This is a genomic window from Pseudomonas sp. GW458-11-26-14-LB4, assembly GCF_059423925.1.
Map to the genome: position 1 here is coordinate 310,882 of NZ_JBWKYU010000002.1, position 15,256 is coordinate 326,137.

Genomic DNA, 15,256 nt, shown 5'->3' on the forward strand with positions numbered 1-15,256 from the left:
TCGATGACATCCAGCATTTTCATTCCTGAGTTAGGCCATCTGGCCATGATTCTGGCGCTGTGTTTTGCGCTGGTGCAGGCCGTGGTGCCGTTGCTCGGTGCCTGGCGCGGCGATCGTCTGTGGATGGGCCTCGCCCAACCGGCGGCGTGGGGGCAGTTCGCATTTCTGCTGTTCGCCTTCGGTTGCCTGACCTACGCCTTCATGACCGACGATTTCTCCGTGGCTTACGTCGCGATGAACTCCAACAGCGCGCTGCCGTGGTACTACAAGTTCAGCGCGGTGTGGGGCGCCCACGAAGGGTCGCTGCTGCTGTGGGCGTTGATCCTTGGCGGCTGGACCTTCGCCGTGTCGGTGTTCTCCCGGCAACTGCCGCAAGTGATGCTCGCTCGCGTGCTGGCGGTGATGGGCATGATCAGCACCGGTTTTCTGCTGTTCCTGATCCTCACCTCGAACCCGTTTTCGCGGATCCTGCCGCAGATCCCGGCCGACGGTCGTGACCTCAACCCATTGCTGCAGGACATCGGTCTGATCGTGCATCCGCCGATGCTGTACATGGGCTACGTCGGTTTCTCGGTGGCCTTCGCGTTCGCCATCGCCGCGTTGCTCGGCGGTCGTCTCGATGCCGCGTGGGCACGCTGGTCGCGTCCGTGGACCATCGTCGCCTGGGCCTTCCTCGGCATCGGCATCACCCTCGGTTCGTGGTGGGCTTATTACGAACTCGGCTGGGGCGGCTGGTGGTTCTGGGACCCGGTGGAAAACGCCTCGTTCATGCCATGGCTGGTGGGCACGGCGCTGATTCACTCGCTGGCGGTCACCGAAAAACGCGGCGTGTTCAAGAGCTGGACGGTGTTGCTGGCGATTGCGGCGTTCTCCCTGAGTCTGCTCGGCACCTTCCTCGTGCGTTCCGGCGTGCTGACCTCGGTGCACGCGTTTGCCTCCGATCCCGAGCGCGGCGTGTTCATCCTGATCTTCCTGCTGTTCGTGGTCGGTGGTTCGCTGACCCTGTTCGCATTGCGCGCTCCGGTGGTCAAGAGCCAGGTCGGCTTCAACCTGTGGTCGCGGGAAACCCTGCTGCTGGGCAATAACCTGGTGCTGGTGGTGGCAGCGTCGATGATCCTGCTCGGCACCCTGTATCCGCTGATTCTCGACGCGATCAGCGGCGCCAAGCTGTCGGTCGGCCCGCCGTACTTCAACGCGTTGTTCATTCCGTTGATGGCGCTGTTGATGCTGGTGATGGCGGTCGGCGTGATCGTGCGCTGGAAAGACACCCCGGTGAAATGGCTGGTCAGCATGCTGACCCCGGTGCTGCTGGGCAGCGTTGCCCTGGCGGTGGTGGCCGGTGTCGCTTACGGCGATTTCAACTGGGCCGTCATCGCGACGTTCCTGCTCGCGGCCTGGGTGTTGCTGGCCGGCGTGCGCGACATCTTCGACAAGACCCGCCACAAAGGTCTGATCAAAGGCCTGCCGACCCTGACCCGCAGTTACTGGGGCATGCAGATCGCCCACCTCGGTATCGCCGTCTGTGCGCTGGGCGTGGTGTTGTCGAGCCAGAACAGTGCCGAACGCGACCTGCGTCTGGCACCAGGCGAGTCGATGGATCTGGCCGGTTATCAGTTCGTGTTCGAAGGCGCCAAGCACTTCGAAGGCCCGAACTTCACCTCCGACAAGGGCACCGTCCGGGTGATCCGCAACGGTCAGGAAGTCAGCGTGCTGCACCCGGAAAAACGTCTGTACACCGTGCAGAACTCGGTGATGACCGAGGCCGGGATCGACGCCGGTTTCACCCGCGATCTCTACGTCGCCTTGGGCGAACCGTTGGGCGATGGCGCCTGGGCGGTGCGGGTTCACGTCAAGCCGTTCGTGCGCTGGATCTGGTTCGGCGGTCTGCTGACCGGTTTCGGTGGTCTGCTGGCGGCGCTGGATCGGCGTTATCGAGTGAAGGTCAAAGCCCGCGTGCGTGAAGCGCTGGGCATGGAAGGAGCCGCTGCATGAGACGTTGGTTGATGCTGGTGCCATTGGCGATTTTCCTGCTGGTGGCCGTATTCCTTTATCGCGGTCTGTATCTGGATCCGGCGGAGCTGCCGTCGGCGATGATCAACAAGCCGTTCCCGGAGTTTTCGCTGCCGGCGGTGCAGGGCGACAAGACCCTGACCAAGGCCGACATTCTCGGCAAACCGGCACTGGTCAACGTCTGGGGCACCTGGTGCATTTCCTGCCGGGTCGAGCACCCGGTGCTGAACAAACTCGCCGAGCGCGGCGTGGTGATCTACGGCATCAACTACAAGGACACCAACGCCGATGCGTTGAAGTGGCTGGCCGAATTCCACAATCCGTATCAACTCGACATCCGCGACGACGAAGGCTCCCTGGGCCTGAACCTCGGTGTCTACGGTGCGCCGGAAACCTTCTTCATCGACGCCAAGGGCATCATCCGCGACAAGTACGTCGGGGTGATCGACGAGCAGGTCTGGCGGGAAAAACTGGCGGCCAAGTATCAGGCGCTGGTCGACGAGGCCAAGCCATGAAGCGCTTTTTAGCTGCCATGGTGCTGGGCTTGAGCCTGGCCGGTGTGGCCCACGCCGCCATCGATACCTACGAGTTCGCCAAAGAAGGCGATCGCGAACGTTTTCGCGAACTGACCAAGGAACTGCGCTGCCCCAAGTGCCAGAACCAGGACATTGCCGACTCCAACGCGCCGATTGCCGCCGACCTGCGCAAAGAGATTTTCCGCATGCTCGGCGAGGGCAAGGATAATCAGCAGATCATCGACTTCATGGTCGACCGCTACGGTGATTTCGTCCGCTACAAACCGGCGCTCAATGCCAAGACCGCTTTGCTCTGGTTCGGCCCGGCCGGCCTGTTGCTGGGTGGCTTCGTGGTGATCGCGGTGATCGTCCGCCGCCGTCGCGGGCAACGCGCCGAGACGCCGCAATCGCTGTCCCCTGAAGAGCGTCAGCGCCTCGACCAACTGTTGGATAAAAACCAAGAATGATTGATTTCTGGCTTGCCGCAGGGCTGTTGCTTCTGGTCGCCCTGAGTTTCCTGCTGATCCCCGTCCTGCGTGAACGTCGCGCCCAGCGTGAAGAGGATCGAACCGCTCTCAACGTCGCGCTGTATCAGGAACGCGTCGCCGAGCTGCAATCGCAGCAGGCCGAAGGCGTCCTCGATGCTGCGCAAATGGACAGTGGCCGTGCCGAAGCAGCCCGTGAGTTGCTTGCCGACACTGAAGGTGCGGCGCCGGCGCGGGTTTCGCGTCTGGGCAAGCCGTTGCCGCTGCTGGCAGCCGTGCTGGTGCCGGTGTTGGGACTCGGTCTGTATCTGCATTTTGGCGCGAGCGACAAGGTTGAACTGACCCGCGAGTTCGCCCAGGCGCCGCAGTCGATGGAAGAGATGACCCAGCGTCTGGAGCGCGCAGTTGCCGCACAACCGGATTCGGCTGAAGGCGTGTATTTCCTCGGTCGCACCTACATGGCTCAGGATCGCCCGGCGGACGCGGCGAAGATGTTCGAACGTGCCGTCAATCTCGCCGGTCGCCAGCCGGAACTGCTCGGCCAGTGGGCGCAGGCCCAGTACTTTGCCGACAACAAAAAATGGTCGGACAAGGTTCAGGCCCTGACCGACGAAGCGCTGAAAGCCGATCCGAAGGAAGTCACCAGTCTCGGCCTGTTGGGCATCGCCGCGTTCGAAGGCGAGCGTTATCAGGAAGCCATCGACTACTGGAACCGTCTGCTGGCGCAACTGCCGCCGCAGGACAAATCCCGCGAGGCCCTGCAAGGCGGCATCACTCGCGCCACCGAAAAACTGCAAGCCAGCGGCGGCAAGGTTGCTCAGGCACCGGCGACTAAAGCGGCGGCGCTGTTGAAAGTGCGTGTGGATCTGGCCAGCGAGCTCAAAGCCAAGGTGCAACCGGGCGACAGCGTGTTCATTTTTGCCCGCGCCACCTCGGGCCCGCCGGCACCGCTGGCGGCCAAGCGCCTGACCGTCGCCGATCTGCCGGTGACCGTCGAACTGGGCGATGCCGACGCGATGATGCCGCAATTGAAACTGTCGAACTTCCCCGAAGTCCAACTGGTTGCGCGCATCTCCCGTGCCGGTCAGCCGACCGCCGGTGAGTGGGTCGGTCGCAGCGGGCCTCTGGCCAGCAGCACCACCGCGCCGCAGACACTGACCATCGACAGCCCGGACAAATAGCCGGAACCAACAGGAAAGCACCGCCATGAACGCCATCGCCCGAATCACAGTCCTCACACTGGCCCTGGGCTTGAGCGCATGTGCGGTGCAACGACCGGAGCCGACCACCAGGCTGCCGCCTATCCCGCCGTCACAACCCAGCCCGACCCCGTCGACCACCCCGACGCCGAGCAAGCCGGGCATCCCGGCCAAACCCGCCAAACCCGTCCCGCGCACCTCCGCCAGCTTCGCCCCGCCCCCGGGCGGCAACAGCCACTGGGACCAGAAACTGGGCGTGTACGTGCTCGACGACCAGACCAACACCTTCTACCGCCAGCGCACCTACTACCGCTGGAACAACGGCTGGAGCCGCTCGATCAGCCCCAACGGCCCGTGGGAAGAAACCAACATCCACGGCGTACCGGCGGGACTGGGCAAGCAGTTCGGGGAGTAATGAAAAACGGCGATCTCAGGATCGCCGTTTTGCTGTCTGGGGTGGTGAGCAATGCCTCACTCGTATCCTGTCATCAACGCCTGAGCTTGCTTTGCGAGAAGCGCCAATGCCAGCTCGCTGGGGCAGTGCATCAATCACATGCTGCAAAACAACCGAACGTCGTGCTGCGAATTTCTGTGCTTGAGTAAAGATAACTCTAGGGTTACTTTTGTTAAGCCGAAGCAAGGAGGCGGTTGGTGCAGAGCAGGTTATTGATCAAGGAGCTGGAGGAGGCAGGCTGGACGCTGGACCGGATAACCGGCAGCCACCACATCTTCACGCACCGTTACAACCCATACACGATTCCCGTCCCGCATCCGAAAAAGGATTTGCCGGTCGGGACGGTCAAGAGCATCAGGAGGCGTGCCGGGTTGTACAACCCGCCAGCCAGTTACAGAGGAGATCCGTAATGCAATACCCAATCTGCATCGAATGGGGTGACGAGAACACCGCCATCGGGATTCAGATCCCCGATATTCCCGGCGCGATTACTGCCGGAGATACGTTTGAGGATGCCTACAACGCGGCCGTCGAGATTGCCCACATCATGCTGCAGGAGATCGCGGCGGATGGTGATTCGATTCCGATGCCGACCTCGGCGGCGACCCATCGCAACAATCCGGAATTTGCCGACATGGGCTGGGGCATGCTGGAGCTGGACATCTCGCCGTACATGGGCAAGACCGAAAAGGTCAATGTGACGTTGCCGGGCTATGTCATCCAGCGCATTGACCGCTATGTGCGTGAACACAATGTCAAAAGCCGCTCCTCTTTTCTGGCGGATGCCGCCATGGAAAAACTGGTCCGGCATTGAACCTCGAGCCCTGTCGGATCAGCGATCCAACAGGGCTTTTCAGGTTCTAGGCCGTTGCCAGAACGGTCTTCTGCGAAGCACTCAAAAACCGCACCAGCGCCAGCAGCGGGAACGCGCTGCCGACAATCACGATCCACAACCAGCCACCATGCTCGTATACCGCACTGGCCACCGACGAGCCGAAGGCGCCGCCGACGAAGATGCTGGTCATGTACAGCGCATTGAGGCGGCCGCGGCTTTTGGCGTCGAGGGAGTAGACCGCGCGCTGGCCGAGCACCATGTTCATCTGCACGCAGAAATCGAGCACCACGCCGGTCACGGCCAGGCCGATCACGCTGTAGGCCGGGTGGATGAAGGCGGGCAGGAAGCTCAGGCTGGCGAACAGCATGGCCAGCAACGAAGCGATGCGGGTGTGGCCGGCGTCGGCCAGGCGTCCGCTGATCGGCGCGGCGATGGCACCGATGGCGCCGACCAGGGCGAAGATCGCGATTTCACTCTGGGACAGGCCATGGTTGCGCGCCAGTTCCAGCGGCACGGCGGTCCAGAACAGGCTGAAGGTGGCGAACATGCAGGCCTGATAAAACGCCCGCTGACGCAGCACCGGTTGTTTGCGCAGCAGCGTCCACAACGAACCCAGCAACTGGCCGTAGGACGCGCTGTGATCCGGTTGGCGCTTGGGCACAGTCAGCGCCAGAACCACGCTGATCGCTGCCATCAAGGCTGCGGCGATCATGAACATCGCCCGCCAGCCGAGATGGTCGGCGACCACGCTCGACACTGGCCGCGCCAGCAGAATCCCCAGCAGCAAACCGCCCATGATCCCGCCGACCACCCGGCCACGGGATTCTTCCGGCGCCAGATGAGCCGCCAATGGAATCAGCACCTGCACCGACACCGAGCTGAACCCCACCAGCAACGAAATCAGCAGGAACACATTCGGTTGATCGGTAAACGCCGCGCCGAGCAGGCTGGCAATCGCCACCACGGTGGTGATGATCATCAGACGACGGTTTTCCAGCAGGTCCGCCAGCGGCACCAGGAAGAACAGGCCCAGCGCATACCCGATCTGGGTCAGCGACACGATGAAACTGGCCATGGTGTCGCTCAGGCCGATGTCCGGCGCGATCAGGCCGATGATCGGCTGGGCGTAGTAGATATTGGCAACGATGGCGCCGCAGCAGAAAGCGAACAGCAGCACCATGCCTCGGGTCATTGCGTGAGTTGTGGCGGTCATAGGGTTTCTCGATCCAGCGAAAAGGAATGCGGTGAGGCTAAGGGACGGGCCGAGCCGGCAGTAGAGGCTTCTGATCGATATCAGTTATTCCGTTGCGGAACAGGTGGCACCGAACAATCCATTGTTCATCGGCGAACCTTGCGTCCGACCGTTGAGCGTCGATGATACATTCACTTACATCTTGTTCGATAGCGTGCTTATGTTGTGACCGGGTTTCAGCGTTCATCAACGGAGGATTGCGATGTTTCGTCAGTTGCTTCGCCACACCACAACGATTGCCCTGGTCAGTCTGCTCGGCGCCACTGCCGCACAGGCCGCCGAAGCGCCCGGCATGCGCATGGGCGTGCGCGGGGAAATTACCGGGGTCAGTTCCGACTCGCTCAAGGTTCACGTCAACAGCGGTGAAAACGTCGTGATCCAGTTGACCCCGGACACCAAGGTCCGCGCGGTCACCCTGGCCAATATCGAAGACATCAAGCCCGGCAGCTACATCGGCTCGGCCGCCATTCCCCAGGAGGATGGCACGCTCAAGGCGCTGGAGGTTCACGTGTTCCCGCCAGAGCTGGCCGGCAGCGGCGACGGTCATCGGCCGTTCGACCTGGCCAAGGGCAGCAGCATGACCAACGGCAGCGTCGGCGATCTGGTGGTGAGCAACGGCCGGGTGCTGACCGTCAACTACAAGGGCGGCCAGCAGAAGATCCTGGTGCCGGAGGACGTGCCGATCGTCAACCTGACGCCGGGTGATCGCAGCCTGCTCAAGGTCGGGGTGAAGATCGTTACCTTCGTGACCCAGAGCGCGGACGGCACGCTGACCGCGCAATCGATCTCGGCAGGCAAGGATGGCGTGAAGCCGCCCATGTAGCCGCCCACAAAAAAGGCGACCTCTGCAGGTCGCCTTTTTCATGTCAGCTCAAGCCTTACTGGCCGCTGTAGATCTGGTCGAAGATCCCGCCATCGTTGAAGTGGGTCTTCTGCACGGTGCGCCAGTCGCCGAAGGTCTTCTCGACCGACAGGAAGTCGACTTTCGGGAAACGGTCGGTGTACTTGGCCAGTACCGCCGGGTCACGTGGACGCAGGTAGTTGGCGGCCGCGATTTCCTGACCTTCCGGCGACCACAGGAACTTCAGGTATTCCTCGGCAGCGGCGCGGGAGCCTTTCTTCTCGACCACTTTGTCGACCACCGACACCGGCGGCTCGGCTTCGGCGGAGACGCTCGGGTAGATGACTTCGAACTGGTCGCGGCCGAACTCGCGGGCGATCATTTCGGCTTCGTTTTCGAAGGTCACCAGCACGTCGCCGATCTGGTTGGTCATGAACGTGGTGGTCGCGGCGCGGCCACCGGTATCCAGCACCGGCGCCTGCTTGAACAGCTTGCCGACGAAGTCTTTCGCCTTGTTCTCGTCACCGCCGTTTTTCAGCACGTAGCCCCAGGCCGACAGGTAGGTGTAGCGGCCGTTGCCCGAGGTTTTCGGGTTCGGCACGATAACCTGCACGCCGTCCTTGAGCAGGTCCGGCCAGTCTTTCAGGGCTTTCGGGTTGCCTTTGCGCACGATGAATACGGTCGCGGAGGTGAATGGCGCACTGTTGTTCGGCAGACGGGTGACCCAGTCCTTCGGCACCAGTTGGCCGTTGTCGGCCAGGGCGTTGATGTCGGTGGCCATGTTCATGGTGATGACGTCAGCCGGCAGGCCGTCGATGACCGAACGGGCTTGCTTGCTCGAACCACCGAAAGACATCTGCACCGTGATGTTTTCGTTGTGTTCGGCCTGCCAGTGTTTCTGGAACGCAGTGTTGTAGTCCTTGTAGAAATCGCGCATCACGTCGTAGGACACGTTGAGCAGGGTCGGTGCAGCCTGAGCCACGCTGCCGAAGGCAAGACCAGCGGCGAGAAGTGAGGCGCCAAAGAGTTTTTTCACTGCGCATTCCTTGTTCTGTGGGGGTGTTTTTACATAGATGAGGCCATTTGCCAGCGACTATAGCGGGGCACGCATAGTCGTTTAAAGATTAAAAAGAACTTTGCTTATTCTATTTTCTTGAATAACTGATTGCCGCATCGCGAACAGAAGGCGGCGCCGCTTTCATGGCTCTTTTTCTGGCAAACCGGGCAGTCGTGTTGCAACTGTTCACCACGCATCGCATTGGCCAGTTCGGCGGTGAAGATTCCGGTGGGTACCGCGATGATCGAGTAACCAGTGATCATCACCAGCGACGAAATCACCTGACCCAATGGAGTCTTCGGCACGATGTCGCCGAAGCCGACGGTGGTCAGGGTCACGATAGCCCAATAGATGCCCTTGGGAATGCTGGTGAATCCGTGTTCCGGGCCTTCGATCACGTACATCAACGTACCGAACACCGTTACGAGTGTGCAGACGCTCACCAGAAACACCACGATCTTCTGCTTGCTGCCGCGCAGCGCCGACATCAGGTAGTTGGCTTGTTTGAGGTAGGGACTTAGTTTGAGGACGCGGAAAATTCGCAGCATCCGGATGATCCGGATAATCAGCAGGTACTGCGCATCGCTGTAGTACAGCGCGAGAATGCCCGGCACGATCGCCAGCAGATCCACCAATCCATAAAAACTGAAGGCATAGCGCAGCGGTTTGGGCGAGCAGTACAGACGCAGAATGTACTCGCCGGCAAAGATGATGGTGAACCCCCACTCGATATACGCCAGCACATCGGCGTAATTGCGGTGAACGCTGTCGATGCTGTCGAGCATCACGATCACCAGGCTGGCCAGAATGATCAGCAGCAGAATGCCGTCGAAACGTCGCCCGGCGGGGGTGTCGCTCTGGAAAATCATGACATAAAGCTGTTCACGCCAGTGCTGGTTACTGTCCATGGATCACGCCTGAATCAAAGATCAGCGCAGCCTAGGTTGATTCTCCCCGTGAGCGCAAGGCGCGCCGTTGATCTGCGGTTGCTGCATCAGGCGAATGCCGGTGCGCAGCAGCCAGCAGGCGAGAATGAACGGTGCCGTGAGGGTTGCCAGACCCAAGGCACTGAACAGCGGCGTCAGCAGCAGCGCCAGGCCGATGCCGAACAGCGGCAGCCACGGTTGCTGGCGCTGGGCGCTGAAGGCGAGGGCGGCGAGCACCGCGTTGTAGCCACCCAACCCCAGCAACGCGACCTGGCTGTCGTGGTGCAACAGACTGGAACCCAGACCGATTACCGAAGCCAGCAGCGCCCAGGCAAAGGCCCGGCGATCGGCGATCAGCAAACCGGCGGCGATCAATCCACCGGCCAACGGATGGTCGAGGAACATCACCTGACCGAAGCCTTTCAGGGCGGCACCGAGCAGGTTCACGGTGTTCAGCTCAAGTGCCGGAGCCGGCGTCGAAGGCTCGGCGAAACACAGGAACACCCAACTCAGCAGCACGAACGGCGCGGTGTAGGCGGGCAGATATTCGGTGAGGCGTGCGCGTTTGAGCCACTGCTGCGTGATCATCGCGCTCAGTCCGCCGGCCGCCAGAATCAGCGGCGGCAGCATCGGCGACCAGGGGAAATACAGGCTCAGCAACAGGCCGACCAGCACGCCGTTGTAGCTGAACAGTCCGGCCTGGCGATCCGCCTTGGCGTAGTTGCGCCGTTGCGCGGTGAGCAAACCGGCGACCGCGCCCAGCAGCGCGCCGGCAAACAGCACCGGCGCGGTGAATAAAATGGCCAGAAGGCACAGGAGTCCACACAGCGGATGACGCTGGAGGAAGATTTGACTGAAGCCGTTGAGCAAGGCCTCGGCCCAGTCAGGGCAGTGGGTGTTGAAATGATTGGCAGGCATGTCTGGAGAATCTGGGTAGTAGGAAAATCAAAAGGTCTTGCGTGAAGCGGTGGCGAGGGAGCTCGTGCCCGGTGAATGCGGTGTCTCTTGTGGAAACCGTCATGCCGGGCGGCGGGAGCACGCTCCCTCGCCACACAGGTGTTGCTTAAATCAATGTTTCGATCCGCAGCGAATTAGTCGACCCCGGCTGCCCGAACGGCACACCCGCGGTGATCAGCAACGTATCGCCACGCTCGGCCATTCCTTGCGCCTGAGCGATTTCCAGCGCGGTCGAGCACACTTCATCCACCTGACGCAGGCGATCATTGACCACCGAATGAATGCCCCACGCCACGCTCAACCGGCGGGCGGTCTGCAGGTTCGGCGTCAGATTGAGGATCGGCGCTTTCGGCCGCTCCCGCGCCGCACGCAGACTCGATGCGCCGGACTCGCTGTAGTTGACCAGCACCGCCACCGGCAGCACGTTGCTGATCCGGCGAATCGCGCAGCTGATGGCATCGGACACGGTCGCTTCGGCTTTCGGCCGGCTGACGTCGAGTTGGGTCTGGTAGTCCGGACCGTTCTCCACCTGACGGATGATCTTGCTCATCATCTGCACGGCTTCCAGCGGGTACTCGCCGGATGCGGTTTCGGCCGACAGCATCACCGCATCGGCGCCTTCGGCTACGGCGTTGGCGACGTCGGTGACTTCAGCGCGGGTCGGCGCCGGCGAGAAGCGCATCGACTCGAGCATCTGCGTCGCCACCACCACCGGTTTGCCGAGCTGGCGGCAGGTAGTGATGATGTTTTTCTGGATCTGCGGCACGCTCTCGGCCGGCACTTCCACGCCCAGGTCGCCGCGAGCCACCATGATCGCGTCGCTCAGTTCGGCGATCTCGCGCAGTTGCTCGACGGCCGACGGCTTCTCGATTTTCGCCATCAGGAACGCCTTGTCGCCGATCAGTTCGCGGGCCTCGATGATGTCTTGCGGGCGCTGCACGAACGACAGCGCGACCCAGTCCACACCCAGCTCCAGACCGAAGCTCAGGTCGCGACGATCCTTGGTGGTCAACGGGCTCAGGTCGAGCACCGCTTGCGGCACGTTCACGCCTTTGCGGTCCGACAGTTCGCCGCCGTTGAGCACGGTGGTGTCGATCGCGTCGGAGTATTTGGTGACGACGCGCAGACGCAGTTTGCCGTCATCGAGCAGCAGATCCATCCCGGCTTCCAGCGCGGCGATGATCTCCGGATGCGGCAGGTTAACCCGGCGTTCGTCGCCCGGTGTTGCGTCCAGATCGAGGCGGAAGGCCTGACCGCGATGCAACTGAACCTTGCCGTCAGCGAACTTGCCGACCCGCAGTTTCGGCCCTTGCAGGTCCATCAGGATCCCGAGCGGGTAGTTGAGCTGGCGCTCGACTTCGCGGATCCACTGATAGCGCTTGGCGTGGTCGGCGTGATCGCCGTGGCTGAAGTTGAGGCGGAAGATATTGACCCCGGCCTCGACCAGCTCGCGGATGTCTTCGATGCCGTCGACGGCAGGCCCGAGGGTGGCGAGGATTTTGACCTTTTTATCAGGCGTCATGATTTAGAGCTCTCGAGGATCAGGATGGCGCGGAAGTCGTTGACGTTGGTGCGGGTCGGCTCGGTGACGATCAGCGCATCGAGCGCCTCGAAGTAGCCGTAGCCGTTGTTGTTATCCAGCTCGTCGCTGGCGCTCAGGCCCAGGGCGGCGGCGCGGGCGTAGCTGTCCGGGGTCATGATCGCGCCGGCGTTGTCTTCCGAGCCGTCGATGCCGTCGGTGTCACCGGCCAGCGCATAAACGCCGGGCTGGCCCTTGAGGCTGTCGGTGAGGCTGAGGAGGAATTCGGCGTTGCGGCCGCCACGGCCATTGCCGCGCACGGTCACCGTGGTTTCACCGCCGGAGAGAATCACGCACGGCGCTGCCAGCGGCTGGCCGTGATGAATGATCTGGCGCGCGATGCCGGCGTGGACTTTCGCCACTTCGCGGGATTCGCCTTCCAGGTCGCCGAGGATCAGCGTGCTGAAACCGGCCTGACGGCATTTCACTGCCGCGGCATCCAGCGATTGCTGAGGGCGGGCGATCAACTGGAAGTGACTGCGGGCCAGGCTCGGATCGCCGGGTTTGACGGTTTCCGATTCAGGGCTTTGCAGCCAGGTGCGCACTGAGGCCGGAATCTCGATGCCGTAGCGCTTGATGATCGCCAGCGCTTCGGCACTGGTGCTCGGGTCGGCCACGGTCGGACCGGAGGCGATGACTGTGGCGAGGTCGCCCGGTACATCGGAAATCGCGTAGGTATAAACAGTCGCCGGCCAGCAGGCCTTGCCCAGACGTCCGCCCTTGATCGCCGAGAGGTGTTTGCGCACGCAGTTCATCTCGCCGATGGTCGCGCCGGATTTGAGCAGGGCTTTGTTGATCGATTGTTTGTCGGCCAGGGTGATGCCTTCGGCCGGCAACGCCAGCAGGGCAGAGCCGCCGCCGGACAACAGGAAGATCACGCGGTCGTCTTCGGTCAGGTTGCTGACCAGTTCCAGCACGCGTTTGGCCACGGCCAGACCGGCAGCATCCGGCACCGGGTGCGCGGCTTCGACCACTTCGATTTTTTCGCACGGGGCGCCGTGACCGTAGCGGGTCACCACAAGGCCCGAGACTTCACCTTCCCAGCAGCGCTCGACCACTTGCGCCATGGCAGCGGCAGCCTTGCCGGCGCCGATGACGATCACGCGACCTGTGCGATCGGCCGGCAGATGCGCTTCGAGGACCTGGTTCGGATGGGCCGCGTCGATGGCTGTGGCAAACAGCTCGCGCAGCAGTTGTTGCGGATCGACCGACATGGCGGGCTCCCGGAATTCTTGTTATTCGAAAGGGCAACTCGGAACCCTGTGGGAGCTAGCCTGCTAGCGATTCAGGCGCTGAGGTCTGGCAGACACTCCGCGTCGATTTCATCGCCAGCAGGCTGGCTCCCACAGGTTTGATGCAGGTTGGGGCAGGGCTTACTTCTTGTCGCGAATCGAGAAGTTGGCCATGTGTTCCAGGCCCTTGATCAGCGCCGAGTGGTCCCAGTTGCTGCCACCGATGGCCGCGCAGGTGCTGAACACTTGCTGGGCGTTGGCGGTGTTCGGCAGGTTGATGTTCAGCTCCTTGGCGCCTTGCAGGGCCAGGTTCAGGTCCTTCTGGTGCAGGCTGATGCGGAAGCCCGGATCGAAGGTGCCCTTGATCATGCGCTCGCCGTGCACTTCGAGGATCTTCGAGGAGGCGAAACCGCCCATCAGCGCTTCACGCACCTTGGCCGGATCGGCACCGTTTTTCGAAGCGAACAGCAGGGCTTCGGCGACAGCCTGAATGTTCAGGGCAACGATGATCTGGTTCGCCACCTTGGCGGTCTGACCGTCGCCATTGCCACCAACCAGGGTGATGTTCTTGCCCATGGCCTGGAACAGCGACAGTGCGCGTTCGAAGGCATCGGCATCGCCACCGACCATGATGCTCAGGGTCGCGGCCTTGGCACCGACTTCACCACCGGACACCGGGGCGTCGAGGTATTGCGCGCCTTTCTCGTTGATCTTCGCAGCGAAAGCCTTGGTGGCGGTCGGCGAGATCGAGCTCATGTCGATCACGACCTTGCCTTTGCCGATGCCGGCCGCGACGCCGTCGGCGCGGAACAGCACGTCTTCGACCTGCGGGGTATCCGGCACCATGACGATGATGAATTCGGCTTCTTGAGCCACGTCACGCGGGTTGGCCAGAGCGACGGCGCCAGCGGCGACCAGGTCGGCAGGGGCGGCGTCGTGGTGCGCCGACAGGAACAGGCTGTGACCGGCTTTCTGCAGGTTCGCCGCCATTGGGTGGCCCATGATGCCGGTGCCGATGAATCCGATTTTAGCCATGAGAAAATCCTCTTGTTTTTGTCTTGCTCAAGCAAATAGGGGTCAGATCGCGTTGTGGCTCTTCAGCCAGCCGAGGCCCGCTTCAGTGGTGGTCAGCGGTTTGTACTCGCAGCCGACCCAGCCCTGATAACCGATGCGATCGAGGTGTTCGAACAGGAAGCGGTAGTTGATCTCGCCGGTGCCCGGCTCGTTGCGGCCCGGGTTGTCGGCCAGCTGCACATGGTTGATCTCGGCCAGGTGCGATTGCAGGGTGCGGGCCAGATCGCCTTCCATGATTTGCATGTGATAGATGTCGTATTGCAGGAACAGGTTGGCGCTGCCGACCTGCTCGCGAATCGACAGGGCCTGCGCCGTGTTGTTCAGGTAGAAGCCCGGGATGTCGCGGGTGTTGATCGCTTCCATCACCAGTTTGATGCCGACGGCTTGCAGCTTGTCGGCGGCGTACTTGAGGTTGGCGACGAAGGTCTTTTCAACAGTGGCATCGTCCACGCCCTGCGGACGGATACCGGCCAGGCAGTTGACCTGGGTGTTGCCCAGAACCTGTGCGTAAGCGATGGCCAGATCGACCCCGGCGCGGAACTCTTCGACCCGGTCCGGCAGGCACGCGATACCGCGCTCGCCCTTGGCCCAGTCACCGGCCGGCAGGTTGAACAGCACTTGGGTCAGACCGTTGGCGTCGAGTTTGGCCTTTATTTCGGCAGAGCTGAAATCGTACGGGAACAGGTACTCGACACCGCTGAAGCCAGCCTTGGCGGCGGCGTCGAAACGGGCAAGGAAATCCTGTTCGGTGAACAGCATGGACAGGTTGGCTGCGAAACGCGGCATGGTGGTCTCCTAAAACAGTTTTGACACGGTTGGTCAGACTGAACGCGATCAAGT

General features: G+C 62.1%; 16 protein-coding genes. 8 read left to right on the forward strand and 8 right to left on the reverse strand.

Features of this window, described 5'->3' with window-relative positions:
• Positions 1-3: 3 nt before the first annotated feature.
• From AC07XZ_RS04230 to AC07XZ_RS04260, 7 genes are all read left to right on the forward strand, one after another.
• Positions 4-1,992: a heme lyase CcmF/NrfE family subunit gene (locus tag AC07XZ_RS04230; RefSeq protein ID WP_085611515.1), complete on the forward strand. Its 1,989-nt coding sequence runs from the start codon at positions 4-6 to the stop codon at positions 1,990-1,992.
• Positions 1,989-2,525 (forward strand): DsbE family thiol:disulfide interchange protein, encoded by a 537-nt coding sequence (locus tag AC07XZ_RS04235; protein ID WP_007959246.1) that lies wholly within the window; start codon positions 1,989-1,991, stop codon positions 2,523-2,525. The genes AC07XZ_RS04230 and AC07XZ_RS04235 overlap by 4 nt, the downstream gene beginning before the upstream one ends.
• On the forward strand, positions 2,522-2,992 hold the full coding sequence (locus AC07XZ_RS04240; protein WP_011333089.1) for a cytochrome c-type biogenesis protein: 471 nt from the start codon (positions 2,522-2,524) through the stop codon (positions 2,990-2,992). Before AC07XZ_RS04235 ends, AC07XZ_RS04240 begins: the two co-directional genes overlap by 4 nt.
• Positions 2,989-4,191, forward strand: coding sequence for a c-type cytochrome biogenesis protein CcmI (gene ccmI, locus AC07XZ_RS04245; protein WP_102686056.1), 1,203 nt, complete (start codon positions 2,989-2,991; stop codon positions 4,189-4,191). The genes AC07XZ_RS04240 and ccmI overlap by 4 nt, the downstream gene beginning before the upstream one ends.
• Positions 4,192-4,216: 25 nt before the next feature.
• Positions 4,217-4,624 (forward strand): hypothetical protein, encoded by a 408-nt coding sequence (locus tag AC07XZ_RS04250; RefSeq protein WP_085605822.1) that lies wholly within the window; start codon positions 4,217-4,219, stop codon positions 4,622-4,624.
• 236 nt (positions 4,625-4,860) lie between these two features.
• Positions 4,861-5,073 (forward strand): type II toxin-antitoxin system HicA family toxin, encoded by a 213-nt coding sequence (locus AC07XZ_RS04255; protein WP_085611511.1) that lies wholly within the window; start codon positions 4,861-4,863, stop codon positions 5,071-5,073.
• On the forward strand, positions 5,073-5,477 hold the full coding sequence (locus tag AC07XZ_RS04260; protein ID WP_011333093.1) for a type II toxin-antitoxin system HicB family antitoxin: 405 nt from the start codon (positions 5,073-5,075) through the stop codon (positions 5,475-5,477). Before AC07XZ_RS04255 ends, AC07XZ_RS04260 begins: the two co-directional genes overlap by 1 nt.
• 46 nt (positions 5,478-5,523) lie before the next feature.
• Here the strand turns inward: AC07XZ_RS04260 and AC07XZ_RS04265 are convergent, their stop codons facing one another.
• Positions 5,524-6,711: an MFS transporter gene (locus AC07XZ_RS04265; protein WP_085666699.1), complete on the reverse strand. Its 1,188-nt coding sequence runs from the start codon at positions 6,709-6,711 to the stop codon at positions 5,524-5,526.
• 241 nt (positions 6,712-6,952) lie between these two features.
• On the opposite strand from AC07XZ_RS04265, the gene AC07XZ_RS04270 reads away from it, so the two are divergent.
• Positions 6,953-7,573 carry a DUF5666 domain-containing protein gene (locus AC07XZ_RS04270; RefSeq protein ID WP_102686057.1) on the forward strand — a complete coding sequence of 207 codons (621 nt, stop codon included), beginning with the start codon at positions 6,953-6,955 and terminating at the stop codon, positions 7,571-7,573.
• Between the two features lie 55 nt (positions 7,574-7,628).
• Here the strand turns inward: AC07XZ_RS04270 and AC07XZ_RS04275 are convergent, their stop codons facing one another.
• The 7 genes from AC07XZ_RS04275 to hyi form a co-directional block, all read right to left on the reverse strand.
• A complete protein-coding gene (locus AC07XZ_RS04275) occupies positions 7,629-8,627 on the reverse strand; it encodes a sulfate ABC transporter substrate-binding protein (RefSeq protein WP_085747093.1) in 999 nt (332 codons plus the stop codon).
• Positions 8,628-8,731: 104 nt separating this feature from the next.
• On the reverse strand, positions 8,732-9,556 hold the full coding sequence (locus tag AC07XZ_RS04280; protein WP_085747092.1) for an ion transporter: 825 nt from the start codon (positions 9,554-9,556) through the stop codon (positions 8,732-8,734).
• 21 nt (positions 9,557-9,577) lie between these two features.
• A complete protein-coding gene (locus tag AC07XZ_RS04285; protein WP_085747091.1) occupies positions 9,578-10,492 on the reverse strand; it encodes an urea transporter in 915 nt (304 codons plus the stop codon).
• A gap of 145 nt (positions 10,493-10,637) precedes the next feature.
• Positions 10,638-12,053, reverse strand: a complete 1,416-nt coding sequence (gene pyk, locus AC07XZ_RS04290; RefSeq protein ID WP_085710519.1) for a pyruvate kinase — start codon at positions 12,051-12,053, stop codon at positions 10,638-10,640.
• Positions 12,050-13,324 (reverse strand): glycerate kinase type-2 family protein, encoded by a 1,275-nt coding sequence (locus AC07XZ_RS04295; RefSeq protein ID WP_085605834.1) that lies wholly within the window; start codon positions 13,322-13,324, stop codon positions 12,050-12,052. The genes pyk and AC07XZ_RS04295 overlap by 4 nt, the downstream gene beginning before the upstream one ends.
• Positions 13,325-13,483: 159 nt before the next feature.
• Positions 13,484-14,377 carry a 2-hydroxy-3-oxopropionate reductase gene (locus tag AC07XZ_RS04300; RefSeq protein WP_102686058.1) on the reverse strand — a complete coding sequence of 298 codons (894 nt, stop codon included), beginning with the start codon at positions 14,375-14,377 and terminating at the stop codon, positions 13,484-13,486.
• A 42-nt stretch (positions 14,378-14,419) separates the two neighbouring features.
• Entirely contained in the window at positions 14,420-15,202 is a 783-nt protein-coding gene (gene hyi / locus AC07XZ_RS04305; RefSeq protein WP_096822135.1) for a hydroxypyruvate isomerase, read from the reverse strand.
• Positions 15,203-15,256: the final 54 nt, after the last annotated feature.

Bases quoted from the DNA above. Each gene is read 5' to 3' on its own strand.
- AC07XZ_RS04250 (WP_085605822.1), top strand. From the start codon at position 4,217: ATGAACGCCATCGCCCGAATCACAGTCCTCACACTGGCCCTGGGCTTG.
- AC07XZ_RS04235 (WP_007959246.1), top strand. From the start codon at position 1,989: ATGAGACGTTGGTTGATGCTGGTGCCATTGGCGATTTTCCTGCTGGTG.
- AC07XZ_RS04270 (WP_102686057.1), top strand. From the start codon at position 6,953: ATGTTTCGTCAGTTGCTTCGCCACACCACAACGATTGCCCTGGTCAGT.
- AC07XZ_RS04260 (WP_011333093.1), top strand. From the start codon at position 5,073: ATGCAATACCCAATCTGCATCGAATGGGGTGACGAGAACACCGCCATC.
- AC07XZ_RS04280 (WP_085747092.1), bottom strand. From the start codon at position 9,556: ATGGACAGTAACCAGCACTGGCGTGAACAGCTTTATGTCATGATTTTC.
- AC07XZ_RS04285 (WP_085747091.1), bottom strand. From the start codon at position 10,492: ATGCCTGCCAATCATTTCAACACCCACTGCCCTGACTGGGCCGAGGCC.
- ccmI (WP_102686056.1), top strand. From the start codon at position 2,989: ATGATTGATTTCTGGCTTGCCGCAGGGCTGTTGCTTCTGGTCGCCCTG.
- AC07XZ_RS04300 (WP_102686058.1), bottom strand. From the start codon at position 14,377: ATGGCTAAAATCGGATTCATCGGCACCGGCATCATGGGCCACCCAATG.
- AC07XZ_RS04265 (WP_085666699.1), bottom strand. From the start codon at position 6,711: ATGACCGCCACAACTCACGCAATGACCCGAGGCATGGTGCTGCTGTTC.
- hyi (WP_096822135.1), bottom strand. From the start codon at position 15,202: ATGCCGCGTTTCGCAGCCAACCTGTCCATGCTGTTCACCGAACAGGAT.
- AC07XZ_RS04230 (WP_085611515.1), top strand. From the start codon at position 4: ATGACATCCAGCATTTTCATTCCTGAGTTAGGCCATCTGGCCATGATT.
- AC07XZ_RS04295 (WP_085605834.1), bottom strand. From the start codon at position 13,324: ATGTCGGTCGATCCGCAACAACTGCTGCGCGAGCTGTTTGCCACAGCC.
- pyk (WP_085710519.1), bottom strand. From the start codon at position 12,053: ATGACGCCTGATAAAAAGGTCAAAATCCTCGCCACCCTCGGGCCTGCC.
- AC07XZ_RS04240 (WP_011333089.1), top strand. From the start codon at position 2,522: ATGAAGCGCTTTTTAGCTGCCATGGTGCTGGGCTTGAGCCTGGCCGGT.